Origin of the sequence: Agrobacterium sp. El2ro-1b, assembly GCF_048298475.1 — a bacterium.
Lineage (GTDB): Bacteria > Pseudomonadota > Alphaproteobacteria > Rhizobiales > Rhizobiaceae > Agrobacterium > Agrobacterium fabrum.
This window is the reverse complement of the sequence record NZ_CP103458.1, coordinates 345,479-360,780: the sequence shown is the minus strand read 5'-3', so window position 1 is coordinate 360,780 and position 15,302 is coordinate 345,479. Positions and strand designations below refer to the sequence as shown.

The 15,302-nt window shown below is 61.8% G+C and carries 14 protein-coding genes; 4 read left to right on the top strand and 10 right to left on the bottom strand.

What is annotated here, in order from left to right; translation table 11 throughout:
• Window positions 1-163 precede the first annotated feature (163 nt).
• Together mutL and NYR50_RS01710 are read left to right on the top strand one after the other, a co-directional pair.
• Entirely contained in the window at window positions 164-1,954 is a 1,791-nt protein-coding gene (gene mutL, locus NYR50_RS01715; RefSeq protein ID WP_418137323.1) for a DNA mismatch repair endonuclease MutL, read from the top strand.
• 152 nt (window positions 1,955-2,106) lie between these two features.
• Window positions 2,107-2,328: a DUF2093 domain-containing protein gene (locus NYR50_RS01710; protein ID WP_173986362.1), complete on the top strand. Its 222-nt coding sequence runs from the start codon at window positions 2,107-2,109 to the stop codon at window positions 2,326-2,328.
• 8 nt (window positions 2,329-2,336) lie between these two features.
• Here the strand turns inward: NYR50_RS01710 and lpxK are convergent, their stop codons facing one another.
• The 6 genes from lpxK to NYR50_RS01680 form a co-directional block, all read right to left on the bottom strand.
• Window positions 2,337-3,383, bottom strand: coding sequence for a tetraacyldisaccharide 4'-kinase (gene lpxK, locus NYR50_RS01705; protein ID WP_418136578.1), 1,047 nt, complete (start codon window positions 3,381-3,383; stop codon window positions 2,337-2,339).
• A 204-nt stretch (window positions 3,384-3,587) separates the two neighbouring features.
• On the bottom strand, window positions 3,588-4,325 hold the full coding sequence (locus NYR50_RS01700) for an HAD family hydrolase (protein WP_418136577.1): 738 nt from the start codon (window positions 4,323-4,325) through the stop codon (window positions 3,588-3,590).
• Window positions 4,319-5,641, bottom strand: coding sequence for a lipid IV(A) 3-deoxy-D-manno-octulosonic acid transferase (gene waaA / locus NYR50_RS01695; RefSeq protein WP_306018327.1), 1,323 nt, complete (start codon window positions 5,639-5,641; stop codon window positions 4,319-4,321). Before waaA ends, NYR50_RS01700 begins: the two co-directional genes overlap by 7 nt.
• Window positions 5,642-5,855: 214 nt before the next feature.
• Window positions 5,856-6,095, bottom strand: a complete 240-nt coding sequence (locus tag NYR50_RS01690; protein WP_006313175.1) for a DUF4170 domain-containing protein — start codon at window positions 6,093-6,095, stop codon at window positions 5,856-5,858.
• A 61-nt stretch (window positions 6,096-6,156) separates the two neighbouring features.
• The gene (locus NYR50_RS01685; protein ID WP_174007540.1) at window positions 6,157-6,963 is read right to left on the bottom strand and encodes a 3'(2'),5'-bisphosphate nucleotidase CysQ; all 807 of its coding nucleotides are present in this window, start codon (window positions 6,961-6,963) and stop codon (window positions 6,157-6,159) included.
• Window positions 6,964-7,056: 93 nt separating this feature from the next.
• Window positions 7,057-8,403: a TldD/PmbA family protein gene (locus NYR50_RS01680; protein WP_418136576.1), complete on the bottom strand. Its 1,347-nt coding sequence runs from the start codon at window positions 8,401-8,403 to the stop codon at window positions 7,057-7,059.
• 116 nt (window positions 8,404-8,519) lie between these two features.
• Here NYR50_RS01680 and NYR50_RS01675 point away from each other — a divergent pair, with 116 nt between their 5' ends.
• Complete coding sequence (locus NYR50_RS01675; RefSeq protein ID WP_418136575.1) at window positions 8,520-10,352, top strand: monovalent cation:proton antiporter-2 (CPA2) family protein; 1,833 nt, start codon at window positions 8,520-8,522, stop codon at window positions 10,350-10,352.
• A gap of 105 nt (window positions 10,353-10,457) precedes the next feature.
• Here NYR50_RS01675 and NYR50_RS01670 read toward each other — a convergent pair whose 3' ends face one another.
• The 3 genes from NYR50_RS01670 to NYR50_RS01660 form a co-directional block, all read right to left on the bottom strand.
• Window positions 10,458-11,384, bottom strand: a complete 927-nt coding sequence (locus tag NYR50_RS01670) for a patatin-like phospholipase family protein (RefSeq protein WP_418136574.1) — start codon at window positions 11,382-11,384, stop codon at window positions 10,458-10,460.
• Between the two features lie 86 nt (window positions 11,385-11,470).
• Window positions 11,471-12,028, bottom strand: coding sequence for a 16S rRNA (guanine(966)-N(2))-methyltransferase RsmD (rsmD, locus tag NYR50_RS01665; protein ID WP_010971072.1), 558 nt, complete (start codon window positions 12,026-12,028; stop codon window positions 11,471-11,473).
• Window positions 12,009-14,018: a pseudouridine synthase gene (locus tag NYR50_RS01660; RefSeq protein ID WP_418136573.1), complete on the bottom strand. Its 2,010-nt coding sequence runs from the start codon at window positions 14,016-14,018 to the stop codon at window positions 12,009-12,011. Before NYR50_RS01660 ends, rsmD begins: the two co-directional genes overlap by 20 nt.
• A 71-nt stretch (window positions 14,019-14,089) precedes the next feature.
• On the opposite strand from NYR50_RS01660, the gene NYR50_RS01655 reads away from it, so the two are divergent.
• Window positions 14,090-14,548, top strand: coding sequence for a nucleoside deaminase (locus tag NYR50_RS01655; protein WP_006313168.1), 459 nt, complete (start codon window positions 14,090-14,092; stop codon window positions 14,546-14,548).
• A 70-nt stretch (window positions 14,549-14,618) separates the two neighbouring features.
• Here the strand turns inward: NYR50_RS01655 and NYR50_RS01650 are convergent, their stop codons facing one another.
• On the bottom strand, window positions 14,619-15,257 hold the full coding sequence (locus NYR50_RS01650; RefSeq protein ID WP_174007527.1) for a hypothetical protein: 639 nt from the start codon (window positions 15,255-15,257) through the stop codon (window positions 14,619-14,621).
• Window positions 15,258-15,302: the final 45 nt, after the last annotated feature.

The window sequence follows — 15,302 nt, the reverse complement described above, 5'->3', positions numbered from 1 at the left end:
CAAGCCGCCCCACCATATTCGTGGCCGATTAAAGGCGGATTAACGCTTAACCCCCTCTTGACCGAAATGATCAAATGCCCGGAAAGCCGCAAAACATGTGCAAATGTCCGCCGCCCCGGTTTTTTGCTTTCGAAGCCGCCGCGAATCCGCGAAAATGACGATCATGGCCATCAAGCAGCTTTCAGAAACCCTCATCAACCAGATCGCCGCCGGCGAGGTCATCGAAAGACCGTCCAGCGCCACGAAGGAACTTGTCGAAAACGCCATCGACGCGGGCGCGACCCGCATCGAGATCGCCACGGCGGGCGGCGGCAAAGGGCTGGTGCGCATTACCGATAATGGCTCCGGCATGTCACCCGCCGATCTGGAGCTTGCGGTGCGGCGTCATTGCACCTCGAAAATTTCCACGACGCTGGATGACATCCGCACGCTCGGATTTCGCGGCGAGGCCCTGCCCTCCATCGGCTCGGTCGCCAAGCTGACGATCACGAGCCGTCAACAGGGGGCAGAACAGGGTTCGGTGATTTCGGTCACCGGCGGCAAGGTGTCTGACGTACGACCGGCAGCTTCGAATGCCGGCACCATCGTCGAGGTGCGCGACCTGTTTTTCGCCACCCCGGCGCGGCTGAAATTCCTGAAGACGGAACGGGCGGAGGCGGCCGCCATCACCGAAGTCGTCAAGCGGATGGCGATTGCCTTTCCGCATATCCGCTTCGTGCTCTCGGGCACCGACCGTTCGACGCTCGAAATTCCCTCGACCGGCGACGATCATCTCGCCCGCATGGCGCAGATCCTTGGCGCGGAGTTCAAGGATAACGCGATCGAAATCGATGCCGGGCGCGAGGATGTGACGCTGACAGGCTTTGCCGGCGTGCCGACCTTCAACCGTGGCAACTCGGCGCATCAATATGTCTTCGTTAATGGCCGCCCGGTGCAGGACAAGCTACTTTTATCGGCCATTCGCGGTGCCTATGCCGAAACCGTGCCGCATGGGCGCTATCCGGTCGCGGTGCTGTCCATCACGCTCGACCCGGCCTTTGTGGATGTGAACGTGCATCCGGCGAAATCCGACGTGCGGTTTCGCGATCCCGGCCTCATTCGCGGGCTGATCGTCGGCGCGATCCGCCAGGCGCTGACGCGCGACGGCGACAGGGCGGCGACGACGGGCGCCAGCCAGATGATGAACGCCTTCCGCCCCGGCTACAGCCCGTCTGGACTCCGGCCCTCGCCGTCGCGGCCGCTCGCCATTTCCGGGAACATGCAATTTGCCGAAGCGGTGCAATCACGTTTTTCCGACATCACCATGCCAACCGCACGGGCGGAACCACGCGATGCTTACGAGGCTTCCGCAAGCCCTTCGCCGGAGCCGGTGCTTTATCCGCTTGGAGCGGCACGGGCGCAACTGCATGAGAACTACATCATCGCGCAGACGGAAAACGGCCTCGTCATCGTCGACCAGCACGCCGCGCATGAGCGGCTGGTGTTCGAGGAAATGCGCAATGCCCTGCATTCGAGGCGGCCACCGTCGCAGGTGCTGCTCATCCCTGAAATCATCGACCTTCCCGAGGAAGATTGCGACCGGTTGATGGATCATGCGGCCGGTTTCGACGCGCTGGGCCTCGTCATCGAACGTTTCGGGCCGGGCGCAATCGCGGTGCGGGAAACGCCGGCCATGCTCGGCGAAGTCAACGTGCAGGGGCTGGTGCGCCAGCTAGCCGATGAGATCGCCGAATGGGACGCCGCTTCCACGCTTGCCAACAAGCTGGAATATGTGGCTGCGACCATGGCCTGCCACGGCTCGGTGCGCTCCGGCCGGCGCATGCGGCCGGAGGAGATGAACGCGCTTCTGCGGCAGATGGAAAACACGCCGGGTTCGGGCCAATGCAATCACGGCCGACCGACCTATATCGAACTGAAACTTTCCGATATAGAACGGCTCTTCGGCCGCAGCTGACGCCTACATTGAATGGCAAGGCAGGCGGGGGTGGCCTTGCGCCGCGCCGAACTATATAAATTTGGGACATTGGAGCATCCGGATTGTTCAGGAAAACGCTACGCCGTTTCGGACTGGGTGCCCTTGCAGGACAGAGCAGGAGACGAAAACGGATGAACAGATTTGAAGGAGGCGGCAACCGCCTCGCCGTCATCGAATATCTCGACGGGGACTTCCGCATCGTCCAGACCGGCTCGCATGTCCTCTGCGCCGTCACGGGAAAGACCATTCCGCTCGATGAGTTGCGCTACTGGAGCGTGGCGCGGCAGGAGGCCTATGTGGACGCGGCGGCTTCGCTGGAGGCGGAGCGGAAGGCTGGCGGTTTGCCGGCCTGAGTCGGGCTCTAAGTTGACGACCGCGCATTGTCCCGCAGCAGGCGTGCGCGGCAGTTCACCACCGCCGTCTCGATAATAGTCCCGGCCGCATTGGGATCATCGAACACCATGTCGATTTCGATCACCTGACTGTTCCACAGCAGCTCTTCCGCCCGGCCGTGATGTCCGTTGAGCCGCACCGCATCCTTCGCGGTCGTCACCAGCTGCAAATTCTCCTTGCGGGCATCCTTGAGGAGATCGTCGATTTCATCATCGCTGAAATGATGATGGTCCGGGAAGGAGCGGCTCAGCACGATGTCGCCGCCAAGCGCCTCGACGGTGCGATAGAATTTCGACGGATCGGCGATGCCAGCGAAAGCCAGCACGCGCTTTCCCCTGAAATCCTCCGGTTCCTGCGGCGTGATCGCGGCGACGAAGACGGGTTTGGCAGCCTTTGCCGCCTGTCTCACCAGCGGATCGGCCGCGTGGCCCTTGCCGACCTTCAGCAGTCCGGTCATCTGCCGCATCTGTTCTGCCAGCGGTGCCCTTACCGGGCCGCCGGGCACGAGATGGCCATTGCCGATGCCGCGCACCGTATCGATGACAACGAGTGCGTAATCCAGCGTCAGGCGGGCGCTCTGGAAACCGTCATCCATGATGATGAGATCGACGCCTTCCTTTACCAGCCGATGTGCACCCTCCACGCGTCTGCGCGAAATGACCGTTACCGCCTCGCGCGCCAGAAGAAGAGGTTCATCTCCGACAGCGGCGGCGCGGTGGTGCTGCGCATCCACGAGAGTGGTGACGTCAAGCGTGCCGCCATAACCGCGGCTGAGGAAGCCGGGCTTCATTCCCCGTGCGACGGCGGCTCTGGCAATTGCTATCGCCGTCGGCGTCTTGCCTGCCCCGCCGACCGTGAAATTGCCGATGCAGATGACCGGAACGGGAACGCTTGCCCGTTTTGCCGTGCGCATGCGCCGGCCGGCGACCTTGCCATAAAGAAGCGAAAAAGGTGACAGGAGCCATGCCTGCCAGCCTGCTTTCTGCCACCAGAAGGGCGGCGCTTCAGAAACCATCTATTCCCGCTCCCGGCCGCGTCGCCCACGGCATTCCGTTCGCTATTCACATCTGGGAGGTTGTTTGCCAGAAAAAACCGTAAATTGCAAAAATGGAATAAACGGCTTTCCACGTGTTGCGGCGGGAAAGACTCTTTTTTCAGTCAAGGACTTGGGCTTGCTGGATTCCGGCACAAGCCCGGAGTGACGGAAGCTGGGCTCTTCTTAGACCGCCCGTTCCGGCAAAAGGGCCTCAAGCCCGGTGATATCGTCGAAACAATAATGCGCATCCGCACCGAGACTTTCGCGCGAGCCGGTTCCCGTCAGGACGGCGATGCGCAGGCCCGCTCCCGCATTTTTCGCCATATGCAGATCGTGATTATTATCACCGACAACAGCCACGCGTTCCGGCGGGAAACCGACCGCCTGGCAGAAACCGAGAACCATGCCGGGCTGCGGTTTGGTGCCGTAACCGCTATCATAACCTGCGACGAAATCGATATCTGCTTCGAAACCGAAACGGATGGCCGTCTGGCGGATGGAATTTTCATTGTCGCTGGAGGCAATGCCGAGCTTGTAGCCGCGCGCCTTGAGCCTTGCGAAAAAAGCCTTGAGATCGGTGACCGGCACGGATTTATCCGCGGCCTCGGTGAACAGCCGGTCGAGGCGTTGCGTCAGTTCGACGACATCGCAGGGTGAACCGGCGGCGACCAGACCGGCGGCGATTTCCGCCGTGTTGCCGGCGGCGAGCAGGCTGTCGGGCACCACATGGCCGGTGACGGGGTCCATGCCGCAGGCTGCGAGAAGCCGGTCGGCGAGTGCTGCGTCACCCTTGGCGGCAATCGACGCGAGTTCGCGGTTCACCGGACCCCAGCTGGCATCATAGCCCAAAAGCGTGCCGTCCTTGTCGAAGAGCACAGCGGCGATCGACTGCGCCGCATCAAGTTCGATATCCGCTACCATGAACCGATGGCGCTCCGCGGTTGCAGCTTGGCCGAAACGGTGAGCGGGTTGATATAGGGCTCCAGCGCCTTGACGGTTGAGGAGAGCGCGCCGCGCATATCCTGAATGACCCGGTTGCCGGCGTCGATCATCTTGTAACGCTCATTGTCGTTGACCAAAAGATAATGCACCGCCTTGGCCAGCATCTCGACATCACGGATGATGCGACCACCGCCGGCGCGGATCAGTTTCTGATAGGCTTCACGGAAATTCTGCACATGGGCGCCCGACAATACGGCGCAGCCGAGCATCGCCGGCTCCAGCGGGTTCTGCCCGCCCTCGGCCGTCAGCGAACGGCCGACAAAGGCAAGCTCGGTCAGCCTCAGGTAAAGCCCCATTTCGCCGATGGAATCGCCGAGGAAAATATCGGTTTCCGGGGTGATCACATCATTGCGGCTGCGGCGGGCGACGGAAAGGTTCATGCCCTTCAGCATGGCCTCCACATCATCGCCACGCTCGGGATGGCGCGGCACGATGATGGTCAGCTGGCCGTTGCGGGACTTGATTGCGGCATGCACGGTTGCTGCGGCCTTTTCCTCGCCGTCGAAGGTGGAGATCGCCGCCCATGTCTTGCGATTGCCGACCTGCTTGCGATAGGTCTCCAGCAGCGCCTCGTCGCAGGGCGGCGGGTCGGTATCGCCCTTGAGGTTACCTGATATCACCACCGGCCAGGAGCCGAGATCGCGGAAACGTTCGGCATCGAGATCGGACTGCGCAACCACCAGCGCCAGCTTGGAAAACAGCGATTCCGCAATATCGTGGCGGGCTTTCCAGCGGTCGAAGGAACGATCGGAAAGGCGCGCATTGACCCTTATCTGCGGGATGTGCCGACGCTCCAGTTCCATCATCGTCACCGGCCAGATTTCCGATTCCGCCGTTATGGCGGCATCCGGCGCCCAATAGGTCAGGAAACGGTTGACCGCGATCTTGATGTCGAGCGGCACATATTGGTGGATCACGTCGTCGCCAAGCCGGGTGCGGGTCAGTTCAGCTGACGTGACGGTGCCGGTGGTCAGAAGCACGAAGATATCGCGCTTGCGGATTTCGCGGATCAGCGGGATGAGAGCAAGAGTTTCGCCGACACTTGCGGCATGGAACCAGACGAGCGGCCCGCGCGGGCGCTCTGCGCTGGCGTAACCGAAACGTTCAAGCCGGCGGCGCTTGTCTTCCTTGCCCTTCGCTGCCCGATAGGAAAGATAGGGTCTGGCAAAGGGATAGGCGGCGATACCGGCGATCCGGTAACCGGAAAGAGCGAAGCGTGCGAGACGGCTGCTCATGACATTCTGTCCTTGATCATTCCGCGCAATGCCTGCCCCTGTTCTTGTTGTTGTCGCCGCCTACTTCTTCTTAAATTGCGTCATTTTTTGTCATGGCAAATGAAAGCGCGATCACATTTTCTCGCTCCGTTATTCCCGGCCTGCACCTCTTGCGCAGGAATCACGGGAAAAACCGCCTTCACCCAATAGTATTACAACGCAAGGGGAAAAGGACTCAAATTTTGTCGTCAGGATTGAGAAGACGGTGCATATGCACGATAAAATAACGCATATGGGCGTTATCAACCGTCATCTGCGCCTTGGACTTCCATGCGGTCAGCGCGGAAGCGTAATCCGGATAGATGCCGACGATATCGAGTGCGTTCAAATCCCGGAACTGAACATCCTGAAGGTTTTCAAGTTCGCCGCCGAAGACGAGGTGCAGCAGCTGTTTCGGTTTGCCAGTTTCCGTCATGTCTTTATCTCTTTCTTAAACGCTGAGAGAGGCCTTCATCTGCGGGATTTCCCGGCAAACGTCAACCGTCGGACAGATGTGAAAACGCTTTCAAAAGTGCCGGCAGTGCATAATTTGCTGCGGCGCACAATGCGGGGTGGTTCACCTCGCGGCGATTATACATCAGAGGTTTGCCATCAAGGCCGACAAGCTGGCCGCCAGACCGCTCAAGGATGAGGTCGGCGGCGGCGAGATCCCACTCATGCGAGTTGGCCTTGACCAGCGTTCCGTCGATGCGGCCATCCGCGACCATCGCCAGCCGGTAGGCAAGCGAGGGGACGTGCGGAATGCGCTCCACGGTGTTGCGCAAGGCTTCCGGCAGATGCGCGATCGCTTCCGCCGCTGCGGCAAGATGGAAGGTTCCGCTGTCGTCACGGGTTGCCGAGATGGCGGCTCCGTTCTTCAACGCCACGCCGCCTTCCACCGCGGTGAACTCCTCCGCCAGCGCCGGCGCGACGAGCACGCCGACGACCGGCCGACCCTCATGGACCACCGCAACGCTGACGCACCAGGTATCTCGACCGCCGATGAAGGCGCGGGTTCCGTCAATGGGATCGACGACGAAGACGGTGGAACGCGACAGCCTCTCCGTATCGTCATCCGTCTCCTCGGAAAGCCAGCCATAATCCGGCCGGGCGGAGCGGAGAATGGTTGCGAGAATGTCGTTGGCGGCATAATCCGCCGCGCTGACCGGCGAAAGCCCGCCATTCTTCCACCAGACCTCGGGGTCCTTGCGGAAGAAACCCAGCGCCGTCTCGCCCGCCTTGCGGGCGGCCCCGAGAACCAGCCTCAAATCGGAGGCCCAGCGGGCCTCAGCCATATCGTTCATTTTGCCGTCTTTTCCGCGCGCCTCAAACGGCGCGCCCGTTTTTCTCTTCGCACTTGCACATAAAGTGCCCGCGAAAACAACCCGCAGGCCGCATCACTTACCGGCGATCGTCATGCCTTCGATGGCGAGCGTCGGTGCAGCGACACCATATTTGCGGTCGATATCATTGGCAGGCGTCACCCGCATGAACATGTCCTTCAGGTTGGACGCGATGGTGACTTCGGACACGGGGAAGGATTTTTCACCGTTCTCGATCCAAAAACCGCTGGCACCGCAGCTATACTCGCCTGTCAGCATGTTGGCGCCGTGGCCAATCAGTTCGGTGACGTAAAAACCTGACCCAACCTGCGCCAGCAATTCCTCCGGTGACAGATCGCCCGGCTCCAGCGCCAGGTTGGTGGAGGCCGGCGAGACCGACGTGCCGCCGCGCACGCCGCGACCGTTGGTTTCAAGGCCGAGTTCCCGCGCCGCCGAGGTGGAGAGGAACCAGTGTTTCAAAACACCATCCTCGATCATCGTCATCTTCTCACCCCTGATACCTTCGCCGTCAAAGGGACGGGAAGACGGACCACGCACGATCTGCGGATCGTCGGTGAGATAAAGGCCTTTTTTCAGAATCTGCTGGCCCATCTTGTCGCGCAGGAAGCTGGTCTTGCGGGCAACCGAGGCACCATTGATCGCACCGGCAATGGCGCCGACGAAACCGCGGGCAATGCGGGGATCGAACACGACAGTGATATTGCTGCCGGTATCGACCTGACGCGGGCCGACCCGCCGCACGACTCTTTCACCCGCGCGGCGGCCGATCTCTTCGGCCGCATCGAGATCGGCATAATAAAGGCGGCTGTCGTAATCGTAGTCGCGCTCCATCTTCGTGCCTTCGCCGGCGATGACGCTGACGGAGCGGCCGAAGCGGCTGCCCATGTAGCTGCCGGAAAAACCGTGTGAGGTGACGAGCACGAGCCCGCCCATGCCGCTTGATGCGCCGGCACCCGAGGAATTGCTGACGCCCTTGACGGCAAGTGCCGCCTCTTCCGAGGCAAGTGCCGCTTCCCGCAGCTGATCCGCCGAAACTTTCGTCGCGTCGAAAAGCTCAAGGTCGTCATAGGATGTCGCCAGCCGCTCCTTGTCCGCAAGGCAGGCAAAGGGGTCTTCCGGCGAAACCTTCGCCATGGCGACGGCCCGCTCGGCAAGGGTCTTCAGATCAAAACCCGGATTGGCCGAAACGCTTGCCACCCGGCGGCCAACGAAGACACGCAGGGAAAAATCGTCGCTTTCGGACGATTCGGTGCTTTCCACCTTGCCGAGCCGCACGCCGACCGATTGCGAACGGGAGCGGACGACAACGGCATCCGCCTCATCCGCACCGGCGGCACGGGCGAGATCGACAAGCTGGCTGGCGCGATCGAGAAGTTTGGAAGAATCTATTTCTGAGGACATGAGTTGGCCTTTCATTCCTGTTCCATTTATTGTGCCGAGAACCCCGCATCAAGGGCGAAACGCCGCTTTCTCCATTCAGACGGCTCCATCGCCACCCTATTTGAAAGTCCGCCCGCATGACCGAGCACGACGCTCTCTTTTCCGAACCATTGCTGCTTCTGGCCGGCGCGGTCATCGCGGCCTCCATTTTCCGCAAGCTGGGTCTTGGCACCGTGCTGGGTTATCTGGTGGCCGGCATCATCATCGGGCCGTTCCTGCATCTCGTCACGGATGCGAAGGATATCTTCAATGTCTCGGAACTCGGCGTGGTTTTCCTGCTCTTCATCATCGGGCTGGAACTGAAACCCTCGCGCATCTGGCAGATGCGGCGCGATATTTTAGGCCTCGGGCTGGCACAGGTGCTGGTGACGGGTAGCGCGCTGGCGGCGATTGCCTGGTGGGCGGGGCTGATCGACGCGCGGGGAAGCGTGGTTGCGGGTTTCGGCCTTGCGCTTTCCTCCACCGCTTTTGCGCTGCAGATTCTGGAAGACGACGGCGACATGAATACGCGGCACGGTAACCGTTCCTTCTCGATCCTGCTGTTTCAGGATCTTGCCATCGTGCCGCTTCTGGCACTCGTGACCATTCTCTCCAACCGGCCGGATGTGCCGACGGATTCGATGGCCTACGATCTCGTTGCCTCGGTCGTTGCGGTGGCAGGCATGGTGCTGGCCGGACGCTTCCTGCTGACGCCGATGTTCCAGATCATTGCCCGCACGGGTGCGCGCGAAGTGATGATCGCGGCCGCCCTTTTTGTCGTCATCGGCGCGGCCGCCATCATGGAGATGGTGGGCCTGTCGATGGGCATGGGTGCGCTGCTGGCGGGGCTGATGCTGTCGGAATCCTCTTACCGGCACGAGCTGGAGGCCGATATAGAGCCGTTTCGCGGGTTGTTCCTGGCGCTGTTCTTCATGGCCGTCGGCATGTCGCTACATATCAATATCGTCTACGAGCACATCGTCCTCATCCTGATCGCGGTACCTGTCATGATGGCGGTGAAGGCGGCCCTGATCTATGGCCTTTGCCGCATTGCCGGCTCGTCGCGTTATGCGTCGAGCCGCATCGCGCTGCTTCTCGCGCAGGGCGGCGAGTTCGGTTTCGTGCTTTTCACCACGGCCGCCGCGTCCGGCCTGTTTCCGCAGGCCACGGCCTCGATCCTCGTCGCCGTCGTCACGCTCTCCATGGCGCTGACGCCGGTTCTGGCGGTGATTTCGCGGCGGCTGACCGCGGAGGATGCGGAAGAGGACAAGCTGGAGGAGGATTTCGACGGGGCGGGTGCGGATGTGCTGATGATCGGCTTTTCCCGCTTCGGCCAGATCGCCTCGCAGATCCTGCTTGCCGGCGGCCGCGACGTGACTGTCATCGACAGTTCCGCCGACCGTGTGCGTCAGGCCGCCCGTTTCGGGTTCCGCATCTTTTTTGGCGATGGTACCCGCAAGGATGTGCTGATCGCCGCCGGTATCGAACGCGCCGATCTGGTGGCGGTCTGCACCCACAAGAAGGAGGTCACCGACCGTATCATCGACATGATCCAGTTGGAATTTCCCAGCGTGCGCATCTATGCCCGCTCCTATGACCGCATTCATTCCCTCGACCTCAGGAAAAAGGGCGTGGAATATGAAATCCGCGAGACGCTGGAATCCGGCCTGCTGTTCGGCAGGCGCATTCTCGAAGGGCTGGATATGGACGCCGAAAGGGCGCTGGCCATCTCCGACGACATTCGCGAACGCGACGAACAGCGACTGGAGCTTCAGGCCGTCGAAGGCATAGCGGCCGGACGGCAGATGTTGCACAACAAGCCGGTGCGCGAGGTGAAACCGGAACCGCTGATGAAGCCGAAGAACAAGGTGGAGAAGCGGGAGGAGGAAGAAGAGGATATGGAGGACAGCGAGACGGAAGTTTCGTTATGATTTCAAAGAAATGGCTGGGATCAAGCCGCGTATTTCTTCTCCCCCTCGGGGAGAAGAAATCAGTGGCACCCGCTCGCCCCATAGCGAACTCTCAGGGATTGCCGCTCAAGCCTCCACGCCCTGCCCGCGGTGAAACAGCTCCACCTGCATTTCGATCTGGCGTTTCAGATCATCCTTGATGCCGGCCGACGCATTGAGCACCTCCTCTGACTTCAAAAAATCCAGAACGCCGAAACGGTGCACTGGCGGGCGCAGGAAAATGTGCGGCGGGCGCAGCCTTAGTTTCAGGGCAATCGCTGCCTGCATCATCAGCTGGCTGGCGCCGAACAGGCTGTCCAGCCGGTTCGGCATGGTGCTGCCATCGCCTTCCGGGCCGCCGACCACATCGACGCCGATGACGATATCGGCGTGTTCAAGCAAATGCTCATAAGGGACCGGATTGAAGATGCCGCCATCGATCATGATACGGCCATCGATACGAACAGGCATGAACAGCGCCGGTATGGCGGCGGATGCGGCGAGTGCCTGGATGATCTCGCCGCTTTCCACCACGACTTCGGTCTGGGCGTAATAATCTGTCGTTATCACCTTCAGCGGGATGGCAAGCTGCGAAAAATCTTTCGGCAGGGCCTGCGGCATCAGGGCGTGAAGGATGAGTTCGAGATTGAACTGGCCGAGACGAAAACCGTGGGCCGCATGGCGCATCGATGCCGGGCCGAGGCTCCAGAGCCGGTGTGCCACCGAGCCCTTCCGGCCCATGAGTTCAAGCGTATATTCGCGGATTTCGCGGCCCGACATGCCGGCTGCCATGCCCGCACCGATGATGGAGCCGATAGAGGAACCGGAGAGAATCACCGGCCGGATGCCAAGTTCATCCAGCGCCTCAACGATGTTGATGTGGCAGATGCCGCGGGCACCGCCACCGCCGAGCGCCAGTCCGAATGTCGGCTCGTGGCCGCTGCTGCCAGTGCCCTTGAGGATTTCCTCCCCGGCGCGGACGATCGTGACGCTGTCGTTGCCAGCCTGCTCCATGCGAAACACCCTAAAAGATTACCACGGCAAAGGCTCTGCCTATTGCGCAAACAAGACAAGACCGTGGCGTGACGGGAAGTCTCCCGTCAGGGCTCGTAGCGGTAGAAATGCATCTTCGTGTCGCCGAAAATCCGGCTTTCGAGCAGCTTGAATACCGGCTCGACCGTGACCGTCACATCGCCGCGCTCTTCCAGGATGGCGAGCGCGCCTGATGTCAGCCAGCCGCCGGCATGGGCTGCAGCGAAAGCCTTCTCGCCATGGCCATGGCCATAGGGCGGATCGGCGAAGAGAAGATCGAAGGGCTCGATATTGTTGACGCCACCGAGCTTGGTGGCATCACGCCGCAAGATGCGGGCGCGGCCATGCAGGCCGAGAGCATCGATGTTTTCCCAGAGCAGCCCCCTACCCTCGACGCCGTTTTCGACGAAGAGTGCCACCCGACAGCCGCGCGACAGGGCTTCCAGCCCCACCGCGCCGGTTCCGGCAAAAACGTCCAGCACGCGCGTACCGTCAAGACTTTCCGGATAGGCATGGCTCAGGATGTTGAAGAGGCTTTCCCGCGTCCTGTCGATGGTTGGACGAATGGAATTCGATTTCGGCGCGGCCAGTGTCCGGCCGCGGAACTCACCGCCTACGATCCGCATTACGTGTCATTCCCCTGCCACCAGAAGGTTTGCCACCCGGGCCTTTGCCGCCCGGCTTGCCGCCGCCGGGGCCATTGCCACCGGGGCCTTTACCCTTGCCCGAAAAACCGGAGCGTTCGCCACGCTCGCCTGACTTGCCAAAGGACGGCTTGCCCGATGCGGGCCTGCCGCCGGGTTTACCGCCTCTGGGCTTGTCCCCGAAAGGCCGATCGCCGCGTGGACGATCACTGCCGGGACGATCCCCGTCTTCGCGGGGCTTGTCACGGAACGGGCGTTCGCTGAATGGCTTTTCGCCACGCGCGGTACGATCGCCAAAACTCTTCTCGCCACGCGGACGGTCGCTACGCGGGCGATCGCCGTCTTCGCGAGGCCGGTCACGGAACGGACGGTCACCGAAGGGTTTGTCACCGCGTGCGGGGCGATCACCAAAGCTCTTTGTTGCGCGTGCAGGTCGATCCCCACGGGGGCGATCGCCATCTTCGCGGGGGCGATCCCGGAATGGCCGGTCGCCGGAGGGTCTGTCGCCAAAAGGTTTGCCGCCGCGTCCACCGCGATCGCCAAAGCTCTTTTCGCCGCGGCCAGGACGGTCACCGCGTCCGCGGCCACCTTCTTCTTCACGGGGGGAGTCCGAACGAATCCACTCGCCGTCGGCGTCAGCATGCCGCACGACGTTACGGCGGGCTTCATCCTGGGCGGACGGCTTCTTGAACAGGCTTTCGGCTTCGGCGCGGGCAGACGACTTGCGTTCCTTGCCATCGCGGGTGGGCTTTGCACCGGGCGCCATCCAGACATTGGCGGTGCGGCTGGTGCCGGCGGGCGGGCGGGGGCGACGATCATCGCCCTCTTCGTCATTGCGGCCCTTGCCACCGAATTTTCCGGCAGGCTTGGCGCCAAACTTGCCAGCGGGCTTGTCGCCCCGTTTGGTATCCAGGCGTCCGAGCGCTTTTTCGCGGCGGTCTTCCGGCTTGCCGGCTGCCTTTTCAAAACGCGGCCTGCCTTCCGGCGCGTCGCTCTTTGCCCATTCGGACTTGGCGCGCTTAGCTGGCGCCTCTTCCTCGTCGTCGACAGATGTATTGTAGATCGGCGCGTCGAAATTGGCGCCGGCCTCTTCGATCAGGCGCGGGCCAAGCTGGTCACGCAGCATGCGGCCGCGCACTTCCAGCACCTTGCCCTCGGGCAGATCGCCCAGCTGGAACGGGCCATAGGAAATGCGGATCAGGCGGTTGACCTCAAGACCAAGCGCGCCGAGCACGTTCTTGATTTCGCGGTTCTTGCCTTCGCGCAGACCCATGGTGATCCAGACATTGTGGCCCTGGGTACGGTCGAGCGTCGCGTCGATCGCGCCATAAAGCACGCCGTCGACGGCAATGCCGTCCTTCAGCTTGTCGAGGGCTGCCTGATCGACCTCGCCATGGGCGCGCACGCGGTAACGGCGCAGCCAGCCGGTGGTCGGCAGTTCCAGCACGCGGGAAAGGCCACCATCATTGGTGAGCAGCAGCAGGCCTTCTGTGTTGATATCGAGACGGCCGATGGAGAGCACGCGCGGCAGTTCACCCGGCAGATTATCGAAAACCGTCGGGCGGCCTTCCGGGTCGGAATTGGTCGTCACCAGGCCGGCAGGCTTGTGGTAGAGCCAGAGGCGGGTGCGCTCGGCACCGCGAATCGGCATGCCGTCCACTTCGATCTTGTCTGACAGTGTGGCGTTGACCACCGGCGTATCCAGCAAGACGCCGTTCAGCGAAACGCGGCCTTCCATGATCATACGCTCGACATCGCGCCGCGAGGCAACGCCGGCGCGCGCCATGATTTTCGAGATACGCTCGGGCTTGCCGCCACCAACCACCTCGGCCGTGGCGGCAGAAGCGGGCACAGCCTTGGCTTGCGCCGGTTTCTTTTCACGCTCTGCAGCGGGTTTGCCGGGGCCTTTCGGCTTTCTGTCGCCGCCAAAAGTTTTGCCGCCGTCACGCTTCGGCTTGTCTTTAAAAGTCATTTGCTATTTGCCTGTTGTTTGGGCTGTCCTATCAGGTCCAAGCACAAGGGTTAAGAGGAAATTGAACCGCAATGGCCGAAAGGACGCATTTCATGGAACTGGCGCTTGTCGAAGCCCGTTCCGCCGGCGAGCGGGATGAGGTTCCGATTGGCGCCGTGCTTGTTCTGGATGGCCGCGTCATTGCCCGTTCCGGCAACCGCACCCGTGAATTGAACGACGTGACCGCGCATGCCGAAATCGCCGTGATCCGCATGGCCTGCGAGGCGCTGGGACAGGAACGCCTGCCCGGTGCCGATCTTTACGTTACGCTGGAGCCCTGCACCATGTGCGCGGCGGCGATTTCATTTGCCCGTATCCGCCGCCTTTATTACGGCGCGCAAGACCCGAAGGGCGGCGCTGTGGAGAATGGCGTGCGCTTCTTCAGCCAGCCGACCTGCCACCATGCACCGGATGTCTATTCAGGACTGGCGGAAAGCGAAAGTGCTGAAATCCTGCGGCAATTCTTTCGCGAGAAACGTCTCGACGACTAAGCCGCCGGCGGGAGGGACCAAGCTTTCCCGCAGGCCCATCAGCCCGTCATTTTATCAGCCCATGACTTGATCAGAAGGGGTTCCACCAGCTCTTGCCGGTGTTGGCGACAGCCGCTTCTTTCTTGCGGCGCTTTTCCTTTTTCTGCTCGGGCTCACCGAGATCGGTCAGCTGATCCTGCGGAACGCTGCGATATTCAGCCGGCGGATCGGTCAGGAACTTGCGCTGGGCATTAACGACGGAGCCGCCCTGGGCATCGGCCTTGGCCTTGCGGAAGGCTTCCCACTTCTGGCTTTCGGTCATCTGGCCAGCGGTGCCGTTGCCGGCGAGCAGCGGCGAGCGATAATGCGGGTTGTTCTTGTTGGCATCCGCCTCATCGCGCAGACGTTCGCGGGTCTCTTCCGGCGATTCGACCCATTGCGGGTTGTTTTCGCGGCTGGCCATGTTCTGCTGCGGCGTGGCCAGCTGTTCAGCACGGGCCTGGGCAGGAACGACGAGACCCGGACGGGGGCCGTATTTCAGGTTGCGCTTGCTCTGGTCGCCGGTGATCGAGGTCGCGTTGCCGAGATCGTCGACGAGCTGTTCGGCCGCCGTCTTGCCCGTACCGTAGGTCGGGCTGGTGCAGGCGCCCAGCAGCACGCCCATCGTCGTGACGCCAACAACCGTGCGAAACATGCCCAAACCCTGCGCATTACCCTGCATCGTCTTCATTGAAACCCTTCCAGCCGTCCGTCCCACTTCGCCAGACATCGTCTT

Bases quoted from the DNA above. Each gene is read 5' to 3' on its own strand.
- mutL (WP_418137323.1), top strand. From the start codon at position 164: ATGGCCATCAAGCAGCTTTCAGAAACCCTCATCAACCAGATCGCCGCC.
- NYR50_RS01710 (WP_173986362.1), top strand. From the start codon at position 2,107: ATGAACAGATTTGAAGGAGGCGGCAACCGCCTCGCCGTCATCGAATAT.
- lpxK (WP_418136578.1), bottom strand. From the start codon at position 3,383: ATGGTTTCTGAAGCGCCGCCCTTCTGGTGGCAGAAAGCAGGCTGGCAG.
- NYR50_RS01700 (WP_418136577.1), bottom strand. From the start codon at position 4,325: ATGGTAGCGGATATCGAACTTGATGCGGCGCAGTCGATCGCCGCTGTG.
- waaA (WP_306018327.1), bottom strand. From the start codon at position 5,641: ATGAGCAGCCGTCTCGCACGCTTCGCTCTTTCCGGTTACCGGATCGCC.
- NYR50_RS01690 (WP_006313175.1), bottom strand. From the start codon at position 6,095: ATGACGGAAACTGGCAAACCGAAACAGCTGCTGCACCTCGTCTTCGGC.
- NYR50_RS01685 (WP_174007540.1), bottom strand. From the start codon at position 6,963: ATGAACGATATGGCTGAGGCCCGCTGGGCCTCCGATTTGAGGCTGGTT.
- NYR50_RS01680 (WP_418136576.1), bottom strand. From the start codon at position 8,403: ATGTCCTCAGAAATAGATTCTTCCAAACTTCTCGATCGCGCCAGCCAG.
- NYR50_RS01675 (WP_418136575.1), top strand. From the start codon at position 8,520: ATGACCGAGCACGACGCTCTCTTTTCCGAACCATTGCTGCTTCTGGCC.
- NYR50_RS01670 (WP_418136574.1), bottom strand. From the start codon at position 11,384: ATGGAGCAGGCTGGCAACGACAGCGTCACGATCGTCCGCGCCGGGGAG.
- rsmD (WP_010971072.1), bottom strand. From the start codon at position 12,028: ATGCGGATCGTAGGCGGTGAGTTCCGCGGCCGGACACTGGCCGCGCCG.
- NYR50_RS01660 (WP_418136573.1), bottom strand. From the start codon at position 14,018: ATGACTTTTAAAGACAAGCCGAAGCGTGACGGCGGCAAAACTTTTGGC.
- NYR50_RS01655 (WP_006313168.1), top strand. From the start codon at position 14,090: ATGGCCGAAAGGACGCATTTCATGGAACTGGCGCTTGTCGAAGCCCGT.
- NYR50_RS01650 (WP_174007527.1), bottom strand. From the start codon at position 15,257: ATGAAGACGATGCAGGGTAATGCGCAGGGTTTGGGCATGTTTCGCACG.